Below are 20,583 nucleotides of genomic sequence, written 5' to 3'. Positions count from 1 at the left end.
CCTGCAGCAGCTGCTGCAGGATCTCGTTGGACCCGTTGGCGGCCCACACGTTGTCGACCGTGACCGGCACCCCCGTCTGGCGGACGAGGTAGGCGGCGAGGTCGGTGCGCAGTGCCACCGCGTCACGGTCCGGGTAGCGGTGCAGTTCCCGCGCGGCCTCCCGCACGGACTCGGCGACGTCGTCGACGAGCGCCTTCGTGGGCGGGTGCGGGTTCTCGTTGGTGTTCAGCTGAACCGGGACGGTCAGCTGCGGCGCCCCGTACGCCGACTTGCCACGCAGATTCTCCCGGATCGGCAGGGCGTCCACCCCGATCGACGAACCCGGCACGTTCGCCGCGGTCACCGCAGCGCCTCGAACCGCAGCCGCACGGCCTCACCGTGTGCGGGCAGGTCCTCGGCGTTCGCGAGGGTGATGACGTGGCCGGAGACCTCCTTCAGCGCGGATTCGGAGTAGTCGACCACGTGGATGCCGCGCAGGAACGTCTGCACGCTCAGCCCCGAGGAGTGCCGGGCGCAGCCAGCGGTGGGCAGGACGTGGTTGGACCCGGCGCAGTAGTCGCCGAGGCTGACCGGCGCCCACGGGCCGACGAACACCGCGCCCGCACTGGTCACCTTCGCGGCGACGGCGGTGGCGTTCTCGGTCTGGATCTCGAGGTGCTCGGCGGCATACGCGTTGACCACCCGCAGTCCGGCCTCGACGTCGGAGACCAGGACGGTGCCCGACTGCGTGCCGGACAGCGCGGCGGTGACGCGCTCCTTGTGCTTGGTGATCTCGAGCTGCGCGGCCAGCGCCGTGTCGACGGCGTCGGCGAGTTCGACGCTGGATGTGACGAGCACGCTCGCGGCCATCACGTCGTGCTCGGCCTGGCTGATCATGTCCGCCGCGACGTGCACCGGGTCGGCCGTGTGGTCGGCGAGGATCGCGATCTCGGTGGGGCCTGCCTCGGCGTCGATGCCGACGAGGCCGCGGCAGAGGCGCTTGGCGGCAGTGACGTAGATGTTGCCGGGGCCGGTGATGAGGTCGACGGGGGCGAGTTCGGCGCCGTTCGTGTCGCTGCCGCCGTAGGTGAGGAGGGCGACGGCCTGACCGCCACCGACGGCCCACACCTCGTCGACGCCCAGCAGGGCGGCCGCGGCGAGGATGGTCGGGTGCGGCAGACCACCGAACTCGGACTGCGGCGGCGACGCCACCACGAGGGACCGGACACCGGCGGCCTGCGCCGGGACCACGTTCATCACGACGCTGGACGGGTAGACGGCGTTGCCGCCGGGGACGTACAGCCCGACGCGGTCGACGGGCACCCACCGTTCGGTGACGGTGCCGCCCGGGACGACCTCGGTGGTGGTGTCGGTGCGGCGCTGGTCGGCGTGGACCTTGCGGGTACGTTCGATCGCGACCTCGAGGGCTGCGCGGACGGCCGGATCGAGTTCGCCGAGCGCGCGGTCCAACTCGGACTGCGGCACCCGCACCTGCGCGGGACGGACGCCGTCGAACTTCTCGCTGAACTCGAGCGCCGCGTCGGCGCCGCGCTCACGGACCGCCTCGACGACGGGGCGAACCTGATGCAGGACCGCGTCCACATCCACTCCACCTCGAGGAAGTGCGGCGCGAAGTTCGGCCGTGGAAGGGGTACGACCACGAAGGTCGGTGCGGGCGAGCATGAGAGGTCCTCTCTGCGACTGTCGGGACACGGTGTCTCGGACGAGCGGGACTGTTCTGCGGAGAACAGGGCTCGACACCGATTATCCAGGATAGGCGCACCCCATTTTCACCGGTCGGCGGCCGACCGGGTTTCCGTCGACACAGGTGCCGGCTCGTCCCACACCGGGGCGGGCTGGATCAGCGAGTGGATGAACCGCATCTTCTCCAGCACCGCGGCCGGAAGCACGAACGGATACAGGTCGTGGTGGCCCATCGACCTGTTCATCTGGTTCAGCGCCCACGACAGCGGCAGCCACCAGTCGATGATCTGGTCGAACCCCACGTCACCACTGAGTTCACTGCTCGTCGTCGCTCCGGCGGGCGCCATCGCGAAGGCTGCCGCCGTGTCCAGGGCGTCACGGATGTGCAGGTAGTGCGCGAAGGTCTCCGCCCAGTCCTCGGCGGGGTGCATCGTGGCGTAGGACGACACGTACAGCCGGCCCCAGCCCTTCGGCGCGCCCTCGCTGTAGTGACGTTTCAGAGCGGCCTGGTAGTCGAGGTCCGGATCCCCGAACAGGTCCTCGAATCGGGCGCGCTCGGCGTCGCCCCGGATCAGCATCAACTGGTAGTAGTGCCCGATCTCGTGCCGGAAATGGCCGACGAGCGTGCGGTAGGGCTCGTCCATCTCGACGCGCAGCTGTTCCCGGTGCACGTCGTCGCCCTCGGCCAGATCGAGGGTGATCACCCCGCCGGCGTGCCCGGTCACCACCCGGGTCCGTGCGCTCGACAGCAGGTCGAAGGCCAGGCCGGTGCCCGGGTCCTCGAACTTGGAGACGATCGGGAGACCGAGCTCGTCGAGTTCGAGGACGACCCGCCTCTTGTTGGTCTCGGCGGTCGCGAACGCCGCCATGCCCTCGTCGTCGCCGTCCGCGGGCCGGGTCCGCGTCAGCCGGCAGGACGTGCACAGGTTCTGGATGTCGTCGCGCCGGACGAGCCAGTTGCACTTCGCCGGGCCGGCATTCGCGCACCGCATCCAGGCCGCGCCGTCCACCTCCACCCGATCCGCGCCGTCGAGCACGACGATGGACCGGCTCGGCAGGTGGAATCCCAGAGCGCTGTCACATTTCAGGCAGAGACTGTTCTCGAACGACAGTCGTTGGCCGCATTTGCGACACATGAAGCTGCGCACTGGTGTTCCCTCGGCTCGTCCCGCCCGCGTCCGGGAACGCAGGCGGGTGCCACGCTGGTGTGCGCGTCTCCTCGGAGGGTACCGCCGAGCCGTGGTGGGGAACCGGACGGCCTAGAGGCGGGTGGAGTGCAGGAACCTCCTCGCCAGGTTCTCCTCGGTGGACGCGCCGGGGGTCCACTCGGTGATCCACGGACCGGTGCCTTCACTGGGGTCGACCACTCCCCGCTCCAGCCACGCATACCGTCCCTCGAGGATCGAATGCGCAACCTGCTTGTCCACGTCATCGGTGTTGTGCCACAGACCGTCGAACAGTTTCTCGACCCGCAGCGCCGCCTGCCGGCAGAACACGTCGGCGAGTTCGTAGGCGGCCGCACCCTCGGCCTCGTTCTCCTCGCGCTGCATCTCCGCCTTGACGCACGTGGCGGACATCGCGAACAGTTCGGCGCCGATGTCCACGACCCGGCCGAGGAAGCCCTGCTGCTTCTCCAGCGCCGCCTGCCACCGGGCCATCCCGTAGAACGTGGAGCGGGCCAGCTTGCGGGAGTGCCGTTCGACGAACCGCAGGTGCTTGGCCAGGACACCGAATTCGCTGTACGACGTCGGCACCTGCCCCTTGCCTGCCACGAGTTGCGGCAGCCACTTCGCGTAGAACCCGCTCGCCTTGGCGGCCGCGCGGGCCTTCGCACCCGTATCGGCGTGCGGGTCCGCGAGATCGCCCGCCGCCGTGAGGTGCGCGTCCACGGCCTCGCGCGCGACCAGCAGCCGCATGATCTCACTCGAGCCTTCGAAGATCCGGTTGATGCGCAGGTCGCGGTCCAGCTGTTCCACCGGCACCGCGCGTTCACCGCGGGCGGCCAGCGACGCCGCCGTCTCGTATCCGCGACCGCCGCGGACCTGGATCAGCTCGTCGGAGATGACGCAGGCCATCTCGGACGACCACAGCTTGGCGAGCGCCGCCTCGATCCGGATGTCGTTGCGACCCTCGTCGTTCATCTGCGCCGACAGGTCCACCACGGCCTCGAGGGCATAGGTGGTCGCGGCCATGAACGACAGTTTGTTGGCGACGGCCGCGTGCTCGGCGATGGGCTTGCCCCACTGGACGCGTACCCCGGACCATTCGCGGGCGATCTTCAGCGACCACTTCCCGGCCCCGGCGCACATCGCCGGAATCGCCAGCCTGCCGGCGTTGAGGGTGGTGAGCGCGATCTTGAGCCCGTCACCTTCCCGGCCGATCAGATTCTCGCGGGGAACGCGGACCTTGTACATCCGGGTGACGCCGTTCTCGATCCCCCGCAGTCCCATGAACGCGTTGCGTCGTTCGACGGTGATGCCCGGGGTATCGGCCTCGACGACGAACGCGGAGATGCCGCCACGGTGACCTTCGCTCTTGGGCACCCGCGCCATGACGACGAGCAGTTCGGCGACGACGCCGTTGGTCGTCCACAGCTTCACGCCGTCCAGTTCGTAGGCGGCGCCGCCCTCGATCGGGGTCGCGGAGGACGCCAGGCGCGCAGGGTCGGAACCGACGTCCGGTTCGGTGAGGAGGAACGCGGAGATGGCGCCGCGGGCGCAGCGCGGCAGGAACTCGCGCTTCTGCTCGGGGGTGCCGGCCAGCTTGAGTGGTTCGGGGACGCCGATCGACTGGTGAGCCGACAGCAGCGCGCCCAGGCTCGGATGCACCGACGCGACGAGCATCAATGCCCGGTTGTACGCGACCTGCGAGAGTCCGAGGCCGCCGTACTCCTCCGAGATCTTCAGGCCGAAGCAGCCGAGGTCGGCGAGGCCGCGGACGTATTCGTCGGGAATGCGCGACTGGGATTCGATGACGCTGCCGTCCATCTCCTCGCAGTAGGCGCGGAGGCGGATGAGGAATTCCTCGGCCTTCGCGGCGTCCTCGGTAGCCGGGCGGGGGAAGGGATGAACCAGATCCAGCCGGAACCGTCCCAGAAACAGTTCTTTCGCGAAGGAGGGTTTGTCCCAGCCGGATTCCCTCGCCTCCTCCGCGACCGCTCGTGCTTCTTCTTCGGTGACCTTCGGAGCTGAGGTGTCGACCATGACGCGCCTCCTACTGGCGGGTAGTCCTACTCACCAGTATCCCCCAATCGGCGCAGTCGGGACACCGTTTCCGCTACTCTTCGGCCGATGCGGACTCCCTCGCGACTCCTGGGCGCCGGCGCGGTCCTGCTGTGCTTGCTGGCGCCCGCCACCGCGGCGCACGCCGCCCCTCTGCCCGACGACTTCCTGTGGGGCGTGGCAACGTCCGGGTTCCAATCCGAGGGTTCCTCACCGGACAGCAACTGGCGGCGGTATTCCGACTCGGGGCGCACCCACGACGCGATCGGCAACTCCGTCGACTTCCGTCACCGGTACACCGAGGACATCACCCGCGCCGCGAACCTGGGTGTCGACGTCTTCCGGTTCGGCGTCGAGTGGGCCCGCGTGCAGCCCGCCCCGGGCGTGTGGGACGAAACCGAACTGCGGTACTACGACGACGTCGTCCGCGAGATCACCAGCCGCGGGATGACCCCGATGATCACGCTCGACCACTGGGTGTATCCGGGGTGGGTCGCCGATCAGGGTGGGTGGGCGAACCCGGACACCGTCGACGACTGGCTCGCGAACGCGCAGAAGGTGATCGAGCGCTATTCCGGTCTCGGCGTGCTCTGGATCACGATCAACGAACCGACCGTGTACGTGCAGAAGGAGCTGACGTTCGGCGGCATCGGCGCCGACCGGGTCCCGCAGATGCTCGACCGGCTCGTCGAGGTCCACCGCCGCGCCTACGACCTGATCCACGAGAACGACCCGGGCGCCCGGGTGAGCAGCAACCTCGCGTACGTCCCGGCCGCCATGGACGCACTCGACGCCACCTTCGTCGACCGGGTCCGCGACAAGCTCGACTTCCTCGGCGTCGACTACTACTACGGCCTCTCCCTCGACAACCTCACCGCGGCACATGCGGTCACCGACGCCTTCTACGACATCAGCCCCCAACCGGACGGCATCTACCACGCCCTGATGCGGTACAGCCGCACGTTTCCGGGACTACCGCTGTACGTCGTGGAGAACGGCATGCCCACCGACGACGGGAAACCGCGCCCGGACCGCTACACCCTGTCCGATCATCTCCGCGATCACGTCTACTGGCTGGAGCGGGCACGGTCGGACGGTGCCCCCGTGATCGGTTACAACTACTGGTCGATCACCGACAACTACGAGTGGGGCACGTACCGTCCCCGGTTCGGTCTGTTCACCGTCGACGCGCTGACCGACCCCACCCTCACCCGGCGACCGACCGAAGCGGTGACCACCTACCGCGATCTCGTCGCGAACGGGCTCCCGCCCGGCTACGAACCCGAACGCCCCGCCGCACTCTGTTCCCTCGTGGATCCGCCCGTCAGCTGCACCGATCCCCCGTAGAACGGTTGACGCCGAAGCGCGACGTACCATCACCTGGTGTCGTGGCAGATGTGGTGTGCAGTGCTCGGGGCCTCGTGCGTGATCAGTCTGTCCCCGGGGGCCGGCGCGATCGCGTCGATGGCCACGGGGATGCGGTTCGGGCTCCGACGCGGCTACTGGAACATCGCGGGTCTCCAGCTCGGGTTGCTGCTGCAGATCGCGGTGGTCGCCGCCGGACTCGGGGCGCTGCTCGCGAACTCGACACTCGCGTTCACGGTGATCAAGTGGTTCGGCGTCGCGTACCTGGTGTATCTCGGCATCCGCCAGTGGCGGGCGAGTGCGACCGATGTGTCCGGGGTCGACGGCGACGTCGCCGAGACCAGCGGGCCCGCGATGACACTGCGCGGGTTCCTGGTCAATGCCAGCAACCCGAAGGCCGTCGTCTTCATGCTCGCGGTGCTTCCACAGTTCATCACCCCGTCGGCGCCCCTGCTCCCCCAGTACGCGATCATCGCCGCCAGCATGATCGCGGTCGACGTCGTCGTCATGACCGGCTACACCGGCCTCGCGTCGAAGGTCCTGCGGCTGATGCGGTCACCACGGCAGCAGCGCGCCACCAACCGGACGTTCTCCGGGCTGTTCTTCGTGGCGGCCACGTTCCTGGCGACAGTGCGCCGCGCCGTCTGACCCGTGAGTACTTCTCAACCGCGGGCGGTTGACAAGTAAGTACTCACGGGTGGGTCACATGTCGAGGCCGAGATCCAGCACGGTGACGGAATGGGTGAGCGCGCCGACCGCGAGGTAGTCGACTCCGGTCCCGGCGTACTCGGCCGCGACGTCCAGCGTGAGACCGCCCGACGACTCCAGCTTGGTGCCGGGGGCGTTCGCGTCGCGGCGTTGCACCGCGATCTGCGTCTGCCACAGCGGAAAGTTGTCGAGCAGCACCAGTTCGACGTTCTCGGCCAGCACCTCGTCGAGTTGCTCGAGGCTGTCGACCTCCACCTCGCACTCGATGTCCGGTGCCGCGGCGCGCACCGCCCGCAGCGCCGCCACCACCGAACCGGCGGCCGCGACGTGGTTGTCCTTGATCAATGCCGCGTCGCCGAGGCCCATGCGGTGATTGACGCCGCCACCCACCCGGACGGCGTACTTCTGCAAGCCGCGCAGTCCCGGCAGCGTCTTGCGACTGTCGCGGATCTTCGCCCCGGTGCCCTCGACCGCGTCCACCCAGGCGGACGTCGCGGTGGCGATGCCGGACAGGTGGCACACCAGGTTGAGCATCGTCCGCTCCGCGGTGAGCAGCCCCTGCGTGGGCGCGGTGACCGTCAGCACGGCCTGGCCGGGCACGACCCGGGCGCCGTCGGCGAGCCGGTCGAGCACGTGGTAGCGGCCCGTCCCGATCACCTCGTCGAGCACCAGCAGTCCCACGTCGAGGCCGGCGACGGTGCCGTGCGCACGGGAGACCACGGACGCCTTCGTCACCGCGTCGGCCGGGACCGTGGACGACGACGTCACGTCCGGTCCGTACCGCAGGTCCTCGTCCAGGGCGAGGCGCACGAGCGCGCGCACCTCGTCCGCGTCCAGACCGTCGGGAAGGACATGGTCGGACATCACAGCACTCCTGTCAGTTGGGGTTCGAGAAGCTCGAGTTCGCCGTCTCGCAAGCGAACGTGCGTGCTGCGGCGCCATTCGTCGGACGTCTGCGGGTAGTCGCTGCGCGTGTGGCAACCACGACTTTCGGTCCGCGCGGCGGCCGCGAGTACCAGCGCGGACGCCGCCAGGGTCAACGCGGCGTCTTCGAGCGCGGCCTCCCCCTCGGGCACCGCGCGCGGCGCGCCGGCGAGGGCGGCGGCCACCGCCTCGAGTCCGGCACCGTCCCGGACGACGGAGGCGTTGCCGGTCATCAGCTGCTGCACCAGTTCCCGCGGTGCGGACGGCAGGGCCCGCTGTTCGGGGGCGGTTGCCTCGACGCGGAGGCCGGCGCGTTCGACGGCCGCGGCGCCGACCCGCTCGCCGACCACCAGGCCTTCGAGGAGACTGTTGGAGGCCAGCCGGTTCGCTCCGTGCAGCCCGGTGCGGGCCACCTCTCCCGCGGCGTAGAGACCGGGGACGGCGGTGCGTCCGTCGACGTCGGTGACCACTCCGCCGCACGAGTAGTGCGCGGCGGGTGCGACCGGGATCAGCTGTTCGCACGGATCGATCCCGGCTTCCAGGCACGACGCCGTCACGGTCGGGAACCGCTGCGCGAACCCGGACAGGTGACGCGCGTCGAGGTAGACGTGGTCGTGACCCAGGTCCCGGAGCCTCGACGCGATCGCCCGCGACACGACGTCGCGGGGGGCGAGGTCGCCGCGCGGATGCACACCCGCGGTGACCGAATCGCCGTTGGCGTCGACGAGGATCGCGCCCTCGCCGCGGACGGCCTCGCTGATCAGCGGACGTCGTCCGAGTCCGCCGGGGGTGAACAGGACGGTCGGGTGGAACTGCACGAACTCGAGATCGGCGACGGCTGCGCCCGCGTCGAGCGCGAGAGCGATACCGTCCGCGGTCGCTCCGGGCGGGTTGGTACTGCAGGCGTACAGCTGTCCGAGTCCGCCGGTCGCCAGGAGGACGGCCGGTGTGTGGACGACACCGAGTCCGCGCGGCGAATCCACGAGCACGCCGGTGACGCCGCGGGCATCGGTGAGTACCCGTACGGCGCAACTGTCGAACAGGACGGGAAGGCCGGCGGCACCCAGGGCGCGCTGGACCTCCGCGCCCGTGGCGTCCCCGCCGGCGTGAATGATCCGCCGGGTGCTGTGCCCGCCCTCGCGGGTGCGCGAGACGGCGCCGTCACGGCCGCGGTCGAACACCGCGCCCAGATCGGTCAACGCGGCCACGGCATCACGGCCACCCGCCACGATCGACCGCACGGCGTCCTCGTCGCACAGGCCCACCCCGGCCTCGCACGTGTCGGCGACGTGCGAGTCCACCGAATCGGTGACAGCGTCACCCACCACCGCGATACCACCCTGCGCGTACTGCGTCGCGGTGTCCGTCGCCCCACCCTTGCTGACGGTGAGCACGGTCAGTCCGCGCAGCGAGGCGGTGCGTGCGGCCGTCAGTCCGGCCACACCACCGCCCACGACCACGAGGTCGGCGTGCTCTTCCCAGGAAATCCCCCGGGCCGGGCTGCTCACTCGCCGCCGCCCGGGTTTCCGATCTCGATCATGCGCTGCACCGACTTGCGGGCACGCTCTGCGGTCGCGAGATCGACGTGAACCTCGTCCTTGCCCTCGAGGAGGCAGCGGAGCAGGGCCGCGGGGGTGATCATCTTCATGTACGGGCAGGATGCGCGGTCGTTGACGGCCTGGAAGTCGACCTCCGGCGCAGCCTTGCGCAGCTGGTGCAGCATGCCGACCTCGGTGGCCACGAGAACCTGCTTGGCCCCGGTCGCGCGGGCGGCGTCGAGCATGCCGCCCGTCGAGAGGATCTTCACCTTGTCCTCGGGCACGAACCCTTCGCCGGCCAGGTAGAGAGCCGAGGTGGCGCAACCGCATTCGGGGTGCACGAACAGTTCGGCACCGGGGTGCGCCTTGGCCTGCGCGGTGAGCTCGTCGCCGTTGATGCCGGCGTGGACGTGGCACTCACCCGCCCAGATCTGCATGTTCTTGCGGCCGGTGACGCGCTTGACGTGTGCGCCGAGGAACTGGTCGGGAAGGAACAGGACCTCACGGTCGGGGTCGATCGACGCGACCACGTCGACGGCGTTGGACGACGTGCAGCAGATGTCCGTCAGACCCTTCACCTCGGCGGTGGTGTTGACGTACGACACGACGACGGCGTCGGGGAACTCCGCCTTCCATTCGCGCAGCTGATCGGCGTTGATCGAGTCGGCGAGCGAGCAGCCCGCGCGCTCGTCCGGGATCAGCACGGTCTTGGCGGGGCTGAGGATCTTCGCGGTCTCGGCCATGAAGTGCACGCCGCAGAACACGATGGTGTCCTCGGGGGCTTCGGCCGCGATGCGCGAGAGTGCCAGGGAGTCGCCCACGTGGTCGGCCACGTCCTGGATGGCGGGCAATTGGTAGTTGTGCGCAAGGAGGGTCGCTCCCCGCTCACGTGCCAGCCGTTTGATCTCGGCAGCCCACTCTTCGCTCGCCTCGACGCCCGCGTATCCGCCGGGACCGTCCTGAATCTGCGGGTTGGTACCCGCCCACAACGTCGTGGTCGTCATGGCTTGCTCCTTCACCGTGAACTCGGGCGGGCTGGCCCGAATTTCCGCAATCGGGGTTTTCGACTTAGGATCGAAAACATGCCCAATAGTAACACCACGCATGAAGTGCTTACCGCGGTGTTCCAGGTTCGCCACTTCCCCGACCACATCACCGCAGGTCGAGGCGGTGATGTGCGTCACGCGGCGGGCACCGGTGAGCTCGCCGTGCTGCTGTGGCAACGGGCCCTCGATCCCCAGGCGGGGGCCTGGTCCCTACCCGGCGGACTGCTCCACGAGAACGAGGACCTCACCACGTCCGCGCGACGCCAGCTGGCCGAGAAGGTGGACGTGCAGGAGGTCTCCCACCTCGAGCAGCTGTCGGTGTTCAGCGATCCGCATCGAGTGCCCGGCCCGCGCACCATCGCGTCGACGTTCCTCGGGCTCGTCCCCCTCCCCGCCGACCCACATCTGCCGCCGGACACCGCGTGGCACCCGGTGTCCGCGCTCCCCGAGACGGCGTTCGACCACGGCACCGTCGTCCGGCACGCCCGGACCCGCCTCGCGGCCAAGCTCTCCTACACCAACATCGCGTTCGGTTTGGCCCCCGACGAGTTCTCCATGTCGACGCTGCGTGAGATCTACTGCGCCGCACTCGGGTACCAGGTGGATGCGACCAACCTCCAGCGCGTCCTCGGGCGACGTGGGGTGCTGACTCCCACCGGGAACACCGCACCGTCGGGCCGCACCGGCGGGCGCCCGGCAGCCCTCTACCGGTTCACCGACTCCACGCTGCGGGTGACGGACGAGTTCGCTGCACTCCGACCGCCGAGCTGACCCGCACGTCAGGCGGCCTCACGCCTGGGCGAGACCCCGCCAGAACGTGTCCGATGCGGCGGTGACGACTTCGTCCACCGGCGCGCCGTCGAGCATTCCGCCGGCGGCGAGGGTCGCGATCCCGTGGAACGTCGCGAACGCGACGAGGGCGATGCGCGACGCGTCCCCGGGCCCGATGTCACCCGCGGCCTGGGCTTCGGTGACGATCCGGACCGTCAGGTCCATCGAGGCGTGGCCGGCCTCCACGACCTGGGAGGCGGCTCCGGGCGCGTGCTTGTTGCCGTACATCAGGGCCAGCAACTCGCGATGCTCGAGCGCGAAGCTCACGTAGGCGCCGGCGAGCGCGGCGAAGCGGGCCCGGGCGTGGGGTTCCGCCTTCTCGACCGCGCGTTCGAGAGCGGCGGTGAGGCGCAGGAAACCGGACTCCGCGAGTGCGTCGAGCAGCGCCTGACGGTCCCGGAAGTGCTTGCTGGGTGCGGTGTGGCTGACCCCGGCCTCACGAGCGAGCTGCCGGAGGGAGAGTCCGTCGACACCGTCCTTCTCGAGCGTGCTCTCGGCGCGCGCGAGCAGCACCTGGCGAAGACTCCCGTGGTGGTAGGGCTGTTCGGCGACGGACATGCCGCCAGCCTAGCAAAATGTTGTCATTGACTACATAGATGGCACTGACTACATTCGAGACACCCCACCGCTAGGAGCAGACATGTCCTTCGACGTATCCGGAACCACCGTCCTCATCACCGGCGCGAGCGCGGGCCTCGGTGTCGAATTCGCCCGCCGGTTCGCCGGGCGGGGTGCAGATCTCGTTCTCGTCGCCCGCCGCGCCGACCGCCTCGAACAACTCGCCACCGAACTCCGCGCCGCTCACCACGTATCGGTCACCGTGCTCCCGTTCGACCTCGCGACACCAGGCGCCGGCGAGCGGTTGCGCAGCGAACTCATCACCCGCGACATCCGCGTCGACTCACTGATCAACAACGCGGGATTCGGGACGCACGGAGATTTCGCTTCCGCCGACCTGGAGCGCCTCACCTCCGAGATCCAGCTCAACGTCACCACCCTCGTCGAGCTGTCGCACACGTTCCTGCCCGACCTGCTCCGGGGACGCGGCGCACTCGTGAACGTCGCGAGCACCGCAGCGTTCCAGCCGACTCCCGGCATGGCCGTCTACGGGGCGACGAAGGCGTTCGTCCTCAATTTCACGGAGGCGTTGTGGGCCGAGGCGCGAGGCACAGGCCTCACCGTGCTCGCCATCTGCCCGGGCCCCACCCGCACCGAGTTCTTCGACGTCGTCGGCTCCGAGGACGCCGCCGTCGGCCGCATGCAGACCGCGGATCAGGTGGTCACGACAGCGCTGCGCGCCCTCGACCGGCGCAGCACCCCGCCGAGCGTCGTCTCCGGTCTGATGAACTGGGTGTCGTCGGTCAGCACCCGGTTCGCGACTCGCCGCATCGGCGCTCTCGCCAGCGGGCGCCTCCTCGGGGACGTGCGGATGCGGACCTCGGTCACGAGGTAAGGGTCGCGTCGCGCTCTTCCGGCTCGTCGAGTTCGACCGGGGGATCGCTGACGCCGAGATCGTCGTACGGATTGAGCGCGGCGAGCACCAACGTCACGGCGCAGGCGACGAGGGGCTGGAAGATCAGCACCAGCAGGGTTCCGATTCCCGGCGCGACCGCCACGACGGTGCCTGCGGTCGAGGTGTCGGGGTCGGGGAACCGCAGCGCAGCCACTCCGATTCCACCGAGCGCCATCACCCCGGCGCCGACCACACTGCCGGCCAGGACCGCGCCCAGCGCCACCGGGCCGCGACTCGTCCGCGCCGTCCACGCCGCGACCGCGGTGAGGATGCCGACCACCAGGCCCGCGCACGCGAACATCCCGATCGCGTCGAACCGGTGCACACTCTCCCCCGTCAGCGACACGCCGCGGTCGGGGGCGACCACCAGCAGGTGCTCGGGCGGTGCGAGGACTCCCCACAGCACCCCGGCGAGCGCGCTCGCCACCACCGTCCCGCAGAAGATTCCGGCGGCAGATCGAAGCCTGAAGCGCGGGAGCGTGGTCACCCGTCCGACGCTACCGCCGTCCGCCGTAGATCGAGTCGAACACACCGTGGCGGGAACATTTCGCCCACCAGCCGTCCGGGCTGATCTGCACCACCATCCGGCGGCCGCACGCCTCGCAGAAGCGGGGCGGCTCCAGCCCCAGCTGCGCGGCGGTGGGGACCGCGTCGTCCACACCGGCCACCACGCGGCGGCCGGTGTACGGGTTGTAACGCTCCTCGGGGCCGTCGACCCGATCCTCGGGGCGCTCGCTTATTGTCGCCTCTGCCATGATCGTCACAGGGTGTCGTTCAGTGCCTTGATCGGCATCTGCAGATCGACGAGCAGGTCGAGGTCCTGTTCGGCGGGCCGGCCGAGGGTCGTCAGGTAGTTGCCGACGATGACGGCGTTGATGCCGCCGAGGATGCCCTGCTTGGCCCCGAGGTCGCCGAGCGTGATCTCGCGACCGCCCGCGAAGCGGAGGATGGTGCGGGGCAGCGCGAGGCGGAACGCGGCGACCGACTTGAGGGCCTCGCTCGCGGGCAGGACCTCGAGGTCGCCGAACGGGGTGCCGGGTCGCGGGTTGAGGAAGTTCAGCGGGACCTCGTCGGGTTCGAGTTCGGCGAGGTTGGCCGCGAATTCGGCGCGCTGCTCGAGGCTCTCGCCCATGCCGAGGATGCCGCCGCAGCACACCTCCATGCCCGCTTCGCGCACCATGCGGAGGGTGTTCCAGCGCTCGTCCCAGGTGTGTGTGGTGACGACGTTCGGGAAGTGGGACTTCGACGTCTCCAGGTTGTGGTTGTAGCGGTGCACACCCATCGCGGCGAGCTGGTCGACCTGCTCCTGGGTGAGCATGCCCAGCGAGCAGGCGATCTGGATGTCGACCTCGTTGCGGATCGCCTCGATGCCGGCAGCGACCTGGGCGAGCAGCCGCTCGTCGGGGCCGCGGACGGCGGCGACGATGCAGAATTCGCTGGCGCCGGACTTGGCGGTCTGCTTGGCGGCCTCCACGAGCGACGGGATGTCGAGCCACGCCGCGCGAACCGGCGACTGGAACAGGCCGGACTGCGAGCAGAAGTGGCAGTCCTCGGGGCAGCCACCGGTCTTGAGGCTGATGATGCCCTCCACCTCGACCTCGGGACCGCACCACTTCATGCGCACGTCGTGCGCGAGGGCGAGCAGTTCCTCGAGCCGGTCGTCGGGAAGTTGCAGGACCTCGAGCACCTGACTCTCGTCGAGCGCGTCACCGCGCTCGAGAACCTGCTCACGCGCGAGGGCGAGGATGTCTGTCTGTACCGGGGCCGATGTCACACGTATCTCCTGGAAAACGGGCCGATCACGTGCCGTGAATCGACTGGACCGAAAAATTGAACACCGTACAAGTTGAACGGTGTTCACGTTAGATCCGTGGTGGAATACTGTCAAAGCCGGAACGGGACTTGTCGACGAGATTGGGAGATCACACAGTGCAATTGCGACGCGGCGACGTACTCGACGGCGCAATGGCCATCCTCGACGAGTTCGGCCTCGCCGACCTGACGATGCGCAGACTCGCGACGGCCCTCGGCGTGCAGCCGGGCGCCCTGTACTGGCATTTTCCCAACAAGCAGACCCTGCTCGGGGCCCTCGCCGACAAGATCCTCGAAGACGTCGACGCCCCGGTCACTGCCCCCGGCTGGGACGCGGAGTTCACCGAACTGGCCCACCGGCTCCGCACCGCGCTGCTCGCCCACCGCGACGGCGCCGAACTGGTCTCCGCCACGTACGCGTCCCGCATGACCAACTCCCGGGTCCGGGAAAGCTTCGCCGCAGTCGGTCTGCGATCCGGACTGTCCCGCGAACACGCGGAACTGTCGTCCTACTCGCTGCTGTACTACGTCCTCGGCCACACGGTCGACGAGCAGTCGCGGGCGCAGATGGAGTCGGCCGGGGCCCTCACCCGTGCCGCCCTGTCCCCCGACGCCCCGCAGTCTCCGATCGCGGCATACGACGAGGATCTCCTCGACGGCGATCCGGCGGTCCGGTTCGACTTCGGCCTGTCGCTGTTCGTCGACGGAATTCGCGCACGACTGAAAGACTCCGCCCACCGCCCCTGAGCGCGCACAATTGAGTCGACGCCGCGTCGGCCACCAGGGGACCGCGCGGCGCCTCCGACGGCCCAGGGACGGACGCTATGACGTCTTCGCTCGGCCGCCGCACCGGAACGGTTCTCGCGGCGGCACTCGCACTGTCGCTCCTCGGCGCGCCCGCCCCGGCTGCGGCACAGACTGCGGGCGGCGATCCGGGTGCCGTCGTCGTCGCGACGCCGGTGGCGCCGGACGCGCGGCCGCCGGGCGTCGCCGACGCCACGTACGTCACCTACTGGACGACGGGGCCGATGAACGAACCCGCGCTCAGCACCGGCGCGGTCCTGCTGCCCCCCGGTGAGGCGCCGCCCGGCGGGTGGCCCGTCGTGTCCTGGGCCCACGGAACGGTCGGCATCGCCGACAAGTGTGCGCCGACGGTGACGGGAAAACTCGTCGGGCCGTACGTCCAGCACTGGCTCGACCAGGGCTACGCCGTCGTCGCAACGGATTACGTCGGCCTCGGCACACCCGGTGTGCACCCGTACCTGGACGGCCCGACGGAGGCGCACAGCGTGATCGACATGGTGCGCGCGGCGCGGACGGTCACGCCGTCCCTGTCGAACCGGTGGGTCGCGATCGGCCAATCGCAGGGCGGTCACGCCGCTCTCGTCGCCGCCTCGATGGCCACCACCTACGCACCCGACCTCGACTTCCGCGGCACCGTCGCCACCGGCGCCCCGTCCAATCTGGAGAACCTCGCACCGCTCGTCGGCCCGGGTTTCCCGCAGCTCCCCCTCACCGGGAGCACGGTGTTCGTGGCGTACGCGCTTGCCGGATTGCGTGCGTCGCGACCCGACCTCGACATCGACAGCTACCTCACACCGCTCGGCGTCGACGTCCTGAATCGCGTCGAATCGCTCTGCTACGAGGAGGCGGCCCCGCAACTCGACGGCATCTCGATCGGACAGTTGATGTCCCGCCCCCTCGACGACCCGGCGGTCCTGGCGGCGCTTCGTATCACGCTGGGAGTTCCCGTGCGGGGCTACGACCGGCCGCTGTTCATCGGACAGGGACTGTTCGACGACGTCGTCCCCATCCCCCTCACCTGGAAACTCACGGCCGACCTCGCCGCGAACGGGCAGCAGTTCGTGTTCCGGACGTATCCGACCGGCCATCTCTACACGATGCCGGCGTCCCTGCCCGACACCAGCGCGTTCGTCCGGAGTCTTTTCGGCTGGTGACATCCACTGGTAAGACCACTTGACCTCTTACCTGTCGCCGCTCTAGTGTCGTGGTCATGATGTTCGAGCCGATCGCACGGAAATCCGCCTCCACCGAAGTCTTCGACCAGATCACCGCGCGTGTGCTGGGCGGCGACCTCGCCGCCGGCGACGCCCTGCCGAGCGAACGACGCCTGGCCGAAGCCTTCGGGGTGTCCCGGCCCGCGGTCCGGGAAGCGATCCAGAAGCTGGCCCAGGCCGGACTCGTCGAGGTCCGGCAGGGCGACGCCACCTCTGTGCGCGACTTCCGGCAGCACGGCGGGCCCGAATTGCTGTCCCAGCTGCTGGTCCGCGACGGTGTACCCGATTGGGCGGTGGTCCGCAGCGTCCTCGAGGCCCGGCGGATGATCGGCGTGCAGGTCGCCCGGCTCGCCGCCGGCCGGGCGACCGACGAGTCGGGTGCCGCTCTCCGCGACGCCGTGGATCGTCTCGCCTCCGACAGCGACCCGGTCGCGCAGCAGGTCGGCGCCCTGGCCTTCTGGGAGCGCGTGGTCGACACGGCCGATTCCATCGCATTCCGGCTCATCTTCAACAGCCTCCGCAACGCGTACGAACCGACCATGACGGCGATGGCCGCCGTCATGGTCGCGGAAGTCGGCCGCACCGACCTGTATTACCAGCTGGCCGAGGCGATCTCCGCCCACGACGAGGTCGCCGCGGCCCAGACCGCCACCACCCTCCTCGACCTCGGCTCGGCGGCCGTGACCGCCGTGATCGATGCACTGCACCAACACGATTCGGAGAAGGACACATGACCACGAAACCTCCCGCCGATCGCCGCCAGCGCAGGTCGATCACCCTCCGCGACGCCGCAGACCAGTTCCGTCGCCACCCCTCCCCGTGGATGATCGGCGGCATGCTGGTCGCCGCGGTGGCCGCCCGCCTGATCGTCGGCGACTGGCAGCCGACCGATGCCGTGCTTCCGCTGGTGATGCTGGCCGTGTTCCCGTTCGCCGAATGGGTCATCCACGTCTGCATCCTGCACTGGAAGCCCCGAAAGGTCCTGGGCCTGACCGTCGATTCACTGCTCGCCCGGAAGCATCGCGAGCACCACGTCGATCCCCGCGACGTGCCACTCGTCTTCATCCCGTGGCAGACACTGACGTGGTTGATCCCGGTTCTCGTGGCCCTCGCGCTGTTCGCGTTTCCGCGCACCGGCCTCGGACTGACGTTCCTCGTCGCGCTGAGCGTCCTGGGCGTCCTGTACGAGTGGACGCACTACCTCATCCACAGCGATTACAAGCCGAACTCCCGCCTGTACCGCGCGATCTGGCGCAACCACCGCCATCACCACTACAAGAACGAGCACTACTGGTTCACCGTCACCACCTCGGGCACCGCCGACCGGATCCTGGGCACCGACCCCGACCCCGAATCGGTCGAGAAGTCGCCCACTGCCCGCAACCTCCACGCCGTGCGCTGACGCGCCTGTGAGTACTTGTCAACGTCGGGCGGTTAATAAGTACTCACGGGCGCCGGAGGCGCTAACCGCGGCGAAAGAGCTTGTTGCCCAACCAGACGATGGGGTCGTACCGTCGGTCGACCACCCGCTCCTTCATTGGAATGATGGCGTTGTCGGTGATCTTTATCCCTTCGGGGCACACCTCGGTGCAGCACTTGGTGATGTTGCAGAGCCCGAGGCCGAACTCTTCCTGAGCCGCCTCCCGACGGTCGGCCGTGTCGAGTGGATGCATCTCCAGTTCGGCAACGCGGATGAAGAAGCGGGGCCCGGAGAACGCCGGCTTGTTGTCGTCGTGATCACGGATGACGTGACAGGTGTTCTGGCAGAGGAAGCACTCGATGCACTTGCGGAACTCCTGCGACCGTTCGACGTCGATCTGCTGCATCCGGTACTCGCCCGGCCCGAGCCCCGGCGGCGGGGTGAACGACGGGATCTCCCGCGCCTTCGCGTAGTTGAACGACACGTCGGTGACGAGATCCCGGATGACCGGGAACGCCCGCAGCGGCGTGACCGTCACCACCTCGTCTTCCGTGAACGTCGACATCCGCGTCATGCACAGCAGCCGTGGCTGGCCGTTGATCTCCGCGGAACACGAACCACATTTGCCCGCCTTGCAGTTCCATCGCACCGCCAGGTCCGGGGTCTGCGTCGCCTGCAACCGGTGGATGATGTCGAGCACCACCTCACCTTCGTTGACGGGAATGGAGTAGTCCTGGAGGGCGCCGCCGTCGGCGTCGCCGCGCCAGACCCGGAACTGCGCGTCGTAACCCATCTCAGGCCTTCCTTCCCGGGTGTTCCGCGAGTTCGGCGTCGGTGTAGTACTTGGCCAGTTCGTCGATGTCGAAGAGCTCCAACAGCTCTGCGCGCATCGGGAGCTGGGGCTCGCGGGTGACGGTGACGTCCGGCACCACCGAATCAGGATGCGCGGACATGTCGCCGACCACGCTGCACACCAGCAGGGTGTTGCGCCACTCGGCCTCCATGCTCGGGTGGTCGTCGCGGGTGTGCCCGCCGCGACTTTCCGTGCGCAGCAGTGCCGCCTGCGCGACGCATTCGCTGACCAGCACCATGTTCCGCAGGTCGACGGCGAGGTGCCATCCCGGGTTGAACTGCCGGTGCCCCTCTACCTCCACGCCCCCGATGCGGCCCTTGATCTCCGTGAGTTTGTCCAGGGCGCGGACGATCTCGTCTTCCTTCCGGATGATGCCGACGAGGTCGTTCATGGTCTGCTGCAGTTCGGTGTGGAGCGTGTACGGGTTCTCGGTGGTACCGCCCTCCCCGACCGCGGGATCGAACGGCGACAACAACATCCGCGCCGCCGCATCGACGGCGTCCGCGGAGACGACCGGCCGTTCCTGCAGCGACTTGACGTACTCCGCGGCCCCCAGTCCGGCGCGACGCCCGAACACGAGGAGGTCGGACAGTGAGTTGCCGCCGAGCCGGTTGGAGCCGTGCATCCCGCCCGAGCACTCCCCCGCAGCGAACAGACCCGCGACGCTGGAGGACCCGCTGTCGGGGTCGACTTCGATGCCCCCCATCACGTAATGGCAGGTGGGCCCGACCTCCATCTGCTCCTTCGTGATGTCGACGTCCGCGAGTTCCTTGAACTGGTGGTACATCGAGGGCAGCCGCCGGACGATCTCGTCGGCGGGCATCCGCGAGGCGATGTCGAGGTACACGCCGCCGTGCGGGGTCTGCCGTCCGGCCTTGACCTCGGAGTTGATGGCGCGGGCCACCTCGTCGCGGGGCAGCAGATCCGGTGTGCGGCGGTTGTTGTCGGAATCCTTGTACCAGCCGTCGGCCTCTTCCTCGGTCTCCGCGTACTGCCCTTTGAAGACCGGTGGGATGTACGAGAACATGAACCGCTCGCCCTCGGAGTTCTTCAGGACCCCGCCGTCGCCGCGGACGCCTTCCGTCACGAGGATGCCCTTGACGCTGGGTGGCCACACCATGCCGGTGGGGTGGAACTGCACGAACTCCATGTTGATGAGGTTGGCGCCTGCGCGCAGGGCGAGGGCGTGACCGTCGCCGGTGTACTCCCACGAGTTCGACGTGACCTTGAACGACTTGCCGATCCCGCCGGTGGCCATCACGACGGCCGGCGCCTCGAACAGGACGAAACGTCCACTCTCGCGCCAGTATCCGAACGCACCCGAGATCCGGTCGCCGTCCTTGGTCAGCTCGGAGATGGTGCACTCGGCGAAGATCTTGATCCGTGCCTCGTAGTCGCCGGTGGCGGCGAAATCTTCCTGCTGCAGCGACACGATCTTCTGCTGCATGGTGCGGATCAGTTCGAGTCCGGTGCGGTCACCGACGTGGGCGAGCCGCGGATACGTGTGACCGCCGAAGTTGCGCTGGCTGATCCGGCCGTCGGGGGTCCGGTCGAACAGGGCGCCGTACGTTTCGAGTTCCCACACCCGGTCGGGAGCCTCGCGGGCGTGCAGTTCGGCCATTCGCCAGTTGTTGAGGAACTTGCCGCCGCG

The 20,583-nt window shown here is 69.1% G+C and carries 19 protein-coding genes and 2 pseudogenes; 8 read left to right on the top strand and 13 right to left on the bottom strand.

What is annotated here, in order from left to right; translation table 11 throughout:
* From AZG88_RS08495 to AZG88_RS08480, 4 genes and pseudogenes are all read right to left on the bottom strand, one after another.
* A pseudogene (locus tag AZG88_RS08495) lies at positions 1–343 on the bottom strand (aminotransferase class I/II-fold pyridoxal phosphate-dependent enzyme); the annotation flags it as partial.
* Positions 340–1,662, bottom strand: a complete 1,323-nt coding sequence (gene hisD, locus AZG88_RS08490) for a histidinol dehydrogenase (protein WP_005247527.1) — start codon at positions 1,660–1,662, stop codon at positions 340–342. The gene hisD and the pseudogene AZG88_RS08495, both read right to left, overlap by 4 nt.
* Before the next feature lie 107 nt (positions 1,663–1,769).
* Positions 1,770–2,831 (bottom strand): zinc-binding metallopeptidase family protein, encoded by a 1,062-nt coding sequence (locus AZG88_RS08485; protein ID WP_005247529.1) that lies wholly within the window; start codon positions 2,829–2,831, stop codon positions 1,770–1,772.
* Positions 2,832–2,942: 111 nt separating this feature from the next.
* On the bottom strand, positions 2,943–4,886 hold the full coding sequence (locus tag AZG88_RS08480) for an acyl-CoA dehydrogenase family protein (RefSeq protein WP_005247531.1): 1,944 nt from the start codon (positions 4,884–4,886) through the stop codon (positions 2,943–2,945).
* Positions 4,887–4,973: 87 nt separating this feature from the next.
* Between AZG88_RS08480 and AZG88_RS08475 the strand changes: the two genes are divergently transcribed.
* The gene (locus AZG88_RS08475) at positions 4,974–6,251 is read left to right on the top strand and encodes a glycoside hydrolase family 1 protein (RefSeq protein ID WP_061697447.1); all 1,278 of its coding nucleotides are present in this window, start codon (positions 4,974–4,976) and stop codon (positions 6,249–6,251) included.
* A 36-nt stretch (positions 6,252–6,287) separates the two neighbouring features.
* Positions 6,288–6,917, top strand: a complete 630-nt coding sequence (locus AZG88_RS08470) for a LysE family transporter (RefSeq protein ID WP_061697446.1) — start codon at positions 6,288–6,290, stop codon at positions 6,915–6,917.
* Positions 6,918–6,971: 54 nt separating this feature from the next.
* Here the strand turns inward: AZG88_RS08470 and nadC are convergent, their stop codons facing one another.
* From nadC to nadA, 3 genes are read right to left on the bottom strand one after another with little or no spacing between them, the layout of a single operon-like run.
* Positions 6,972–7,841: a carboxylating nicotinate-nucleotide diphosphorylase gene (nadC, locus tag AZG88_RS08465; protein WP_025432858.1), complete on the bottom strand. Its 870-nt coding sequence runs from the start codon at positions 7,839–7,841 to the stop codon at positions 6,972–6,974.
* Positions 7,841–9,409 (bottom strand): L-aspartate oxidase, encoded by a 1,569-nt coding sequence (locus AZG88_RS08460; RefSeq protein WP_061697445.1) that lies wholly within the window; start codon positions 9,407–9,409, stop codon positions 7,841–7,843. The genes nadC and AZG88_RS08460 overlap by 1 nt, the downstream gene beginning before the upstream one ends.
* On the bottom strand, positions 9,406–10,443 hold the full coding sequence (gene nadA / locus AZG88_RS08455; RefSeq protein WP_005247541.1) for a quinolinate synthase NadA: 1,038 nt from the start codon (positions 10,441–10,443) through the stop codon (positions 9,406–9,408). Before nadA ends, AZG88_RS08460 begins: the two co-directional genes overlap by 4 nt.
* 78 nt (positions 10,444–10,521) lie before the next feature.
* On the opposite strand from nadA, the gene AZG88_RS08450 reads away from it, so the two are divergent.
* Positions 10,522–11,256 carry an NUDIX hydrolase gene (locus AZG88_RS08450; protein WP_025432859.1) on the top strand — a complete coding sequence of 245 codons (735 nt, stop codon included), beginning with the start codon at positions 10,522–10,524 and terminating at the stop codon, positions 11,254–11,256.
* A gap of 18 nt (positions 11,257–11,274) precedes the next feature.
* Here the strand turns inward: AZG88_RS08450 and AZG88_RS08445 are convergent, their stop codons facing one another.
* Entirely contained in the window at positions 11,275–11,874 is a 600-nt protein-coding gene (locus AZG88_RS08445) for a TetR/AcrR family transcriptional regulator (protein WP_061697444.1), read from the bottom strand.
* Between the two features lie 82 nt (positions 11,875–11,956).
* On the opposite strand from AZG88_RS08445, the gene AZG88_RS08440 reads away from it, so the two are divergent.
* Positions 11,957–12,769 (top strand): SDR family NAD(P)-dependent oxidoreductase, encoded by an 813-nt coding sequence (locus tag AZG88_RS08440; protein ID WP_061697443.1) that lies wholly within the window; start codon positions 11,957–11,959, stop codon positions 12,767–12,769.
* Here AZG88_RS08440 and AZG88_RS08435 read toward each other — a convergent pair.
* The 3 genes from AZG88_RS08435 to bioB are packed head-to-tail and all read right to left on the bottom strand — an operon-like array spanning position 12,759 to position 14,603.
* A complete protein-coding gene (locus AZG88_RS08435) occupies positions 12,759–13,316 on the bottom strand; it encodes a DUF2567 domain-containing protein (protein ID WP_025432860.1) in 558 nt (185 codons plus the stop codon). The two genes, AZG88_RS08440 and AZG88_RS08435, sit on opposite strands and share 11 nt — an antisense overlap.
* 10 nt (positions 13,317–13,326) lie before the next feature.
* The gene (gene bsaP, locus AZG88_RS08430) at positions 13,327–13,593 is read right to left on the bottom strand and encodes a biotin synthase auxiliary protein BsaP (protein WP_025432861.1); all 267 of its coding nucleotides are present in this window, start codon (positions 13,591–13,593) and stop codon (positions 13,327–13,329) included.
* Entirely contained in the window at positions 13,590–14,603 is a 1,014-nt protein-coding gene (bioB, locus tag AZG88_RS08425) for a biotin synthase BioB (protein WP_005247552.1), read from the bottom strand. Before bioB ends, bsaP begins: the two co-directional genes overlap by 4 nt.
* Before the next feature lie 155 nt (positions 14,604–14,758).
* Here bioB and AZG88_RS08420 point away from each other — a divergent pair, with 155 nt between their 5' ends.
* The 4 genes from AZG88_RS08420 (at position 14,759) to AZG88_RS08405 (ending at position 18,061) form a co-directional block, all read left to right on the top strand.
* The gene (locus AZG88_RS08420) at positions 14,759–15,388 is read left to right on the top strand and encodes a TetR/AcrR family transcriptional regulator C-terminal domain-containing protein (RefSeq protein ID WP_005260290.1); all 630 of its coding nucleotides are present in this window, start codon (positions 14,759–14,761) and stop codon (positions 15,386–15,388) included.
* A 77-nt stretch (positions 15,389–15,465) separates the two neighbouring features.
* A complete protein-coding gene (locus AZG88_RS08415) occupies positions 15,466–16,599 on the top strand; it encodes a lipase family protein (RefSeq protein ID WP_061044211.1) in 1,134 nt (377 codons plus the stop codon).
* A 56-nt stretch (positions 16,600–16,655) separates the two neighbouring features.
* Positions 16,656–17,393 carry a FadR/GntR family transcriptional regulator gene (locus AZG88_RS08410; protein WP_037181344.1) on the top strand — a complete coding sequence of 246 codons (738 nt, stop codon included), beginning with the start codon at positions 16,656–16,658 and terminating at the stop codon, positions 17,391–17,393.
* Entirely contained in the window at positions 17,390–18,061 is a 672-nt protein-coding gene (locus AZG88_RS08405; protein ID WP_005247559.1) for a sterol desaturase family protein, read from the top strand. Before AZG88_RS08410 ends, AZG88_RS08405 begins: the two co-directional genes overlap by 4 nt.
* A gap of 61 nt (positions 18,062–18,122) precedes the next feature.
* Here the strand turns inward: AZG88_RS08405 and AZG88_RS08400 are convergent, their stop codons facing one another.
* Both AZG88_RS08400 and AZG88_RS08395 read right to left on the bottom strand, forming a co-directional pair.
* The gene (locus AZG88_RS08400) at positions 18,123–18,872 is read right to left on the bottom strand and encodes a succinate dehydrogenase/fumarate reductase iron-sulfur subunit (protein ID WP_005247561.1); all 750 of its coding nucleotides are present in this window, start codon (positions 18,870–18,872) and stop codon (positions 18,123–18,125) included.
* 1 nt (position 18,873) lies between these two features.
* Positions 18,874–20,583: pseudogene (locus AZG88_RS08395) on the bottom strand (fumarate reductase/succinate dehydrogenase flavoprotein subunit); the annotation flags it as partial.

Origin of the sequence: Rhodococcus sp. LB1, assembly GCF_001583455.1 — a bacterium.
Taxonomy (GTDB): Bacteria; Actinomycetota; Actinomycetes; order Mycobacteriales; family Mycobacteriaceae; genus Rhodococcus_F; species Rhodococcus_F opacus.
This window is presented reverse-complemented; position numbering and strand designations above follow the sequence as displayed.

What these genes read in the sequence shown, in the direction of transcription:
- AZG88_RS08410 (WP_037181344.1), top strand. Translation starts at nt 16,656, where the DNA reads ATGATGTTCGAGCCGATCGCACGGAAATCCGCCTCCACCGAAGTCTTC.
- AZG88_RS08400 (WP_005247561.1), bottom strand. Translation starts at nt 18,872, where the DNA reads ATGGGTTACGACGCGCAGTTCCGGGTCTGGCGCGGCGACGCCGACGGC.
- AZG88_RS08480 (WP_005247531.1), bottom strand. Translation starts at nt 4,886, where the DNA reads ATGGTCGACACCTCAGCTCCGAAGGTCACCGAAGAAGAAGCACGAGCG.
- AZG88_RS08450 (WP_025432859.1), top strand. Translation starts at nt 10,522, where the DNA reads ATGCCCAATAGTAACACCACGCATGAAGTGCTTACCGCGGTGTTCCAG.
- AZG88_RS08440 (WP_061697443.1), top strand. Translation starts at nt 11,957, where the DNA reads ATGTCCTTCGACGTATCCGGAACCACCGTCCTCATCACCGGCGCGAGC.
- hisD (WP_005247527.1), bottom strand. Translation starts at nt 1,662, where the DNA reads ATGCTCGCCCGCACCGACCTTCGTGGTCGTACCCCTTCCACGGCCGAA.
- nadA (WP_005247541.1), bottom strand. Translation starts at nt 10,443, where the DNA reads ATGACGACCACGACGTTGTGGGCGGGTACCAACCCGCAGATTCAGGAC.
- AZG88_RS08475 (WP_061697447.1), top strand. Translation starts at nt 4,974, where the DNA reads ATGCGGACTCCCTCGCGACTCCTGGGCGCCGGCGCGGTCCTGCTGTGC.
- nadC (WP_025432858.1), bottom strand. Translation starts at nt 7,841, where the DNA reads ATGTCCGACCATGTCCTTCCCGACGGTCTGGACGCGGACGAGGTGCGC.
- AZG88_RS08445 (WP_061697444.1), bottom strand. Translation starts at nt 11,874, where the DNA reads ATGTCCGTCGCCGAACAGCCCTACCACCACGGGAGTCTTCGCCAGGTG.
- AZG88_RS08405 (WP_005247559.1), top strand. Translation starts at nt 17,390, where the DNA reads ATGACCACGAAACCTCCCGCCGATCGCCGCCAGCGCAGGTCGATCACC.
- AZG88_RS08415 (WP_061044211.1), top strand. Translation starts at nt 15,466, where the DNA reads ATGACGTCTTCGCTCGGCCGCCGCACCGGAACGGTTCTCGCGGCGGCA.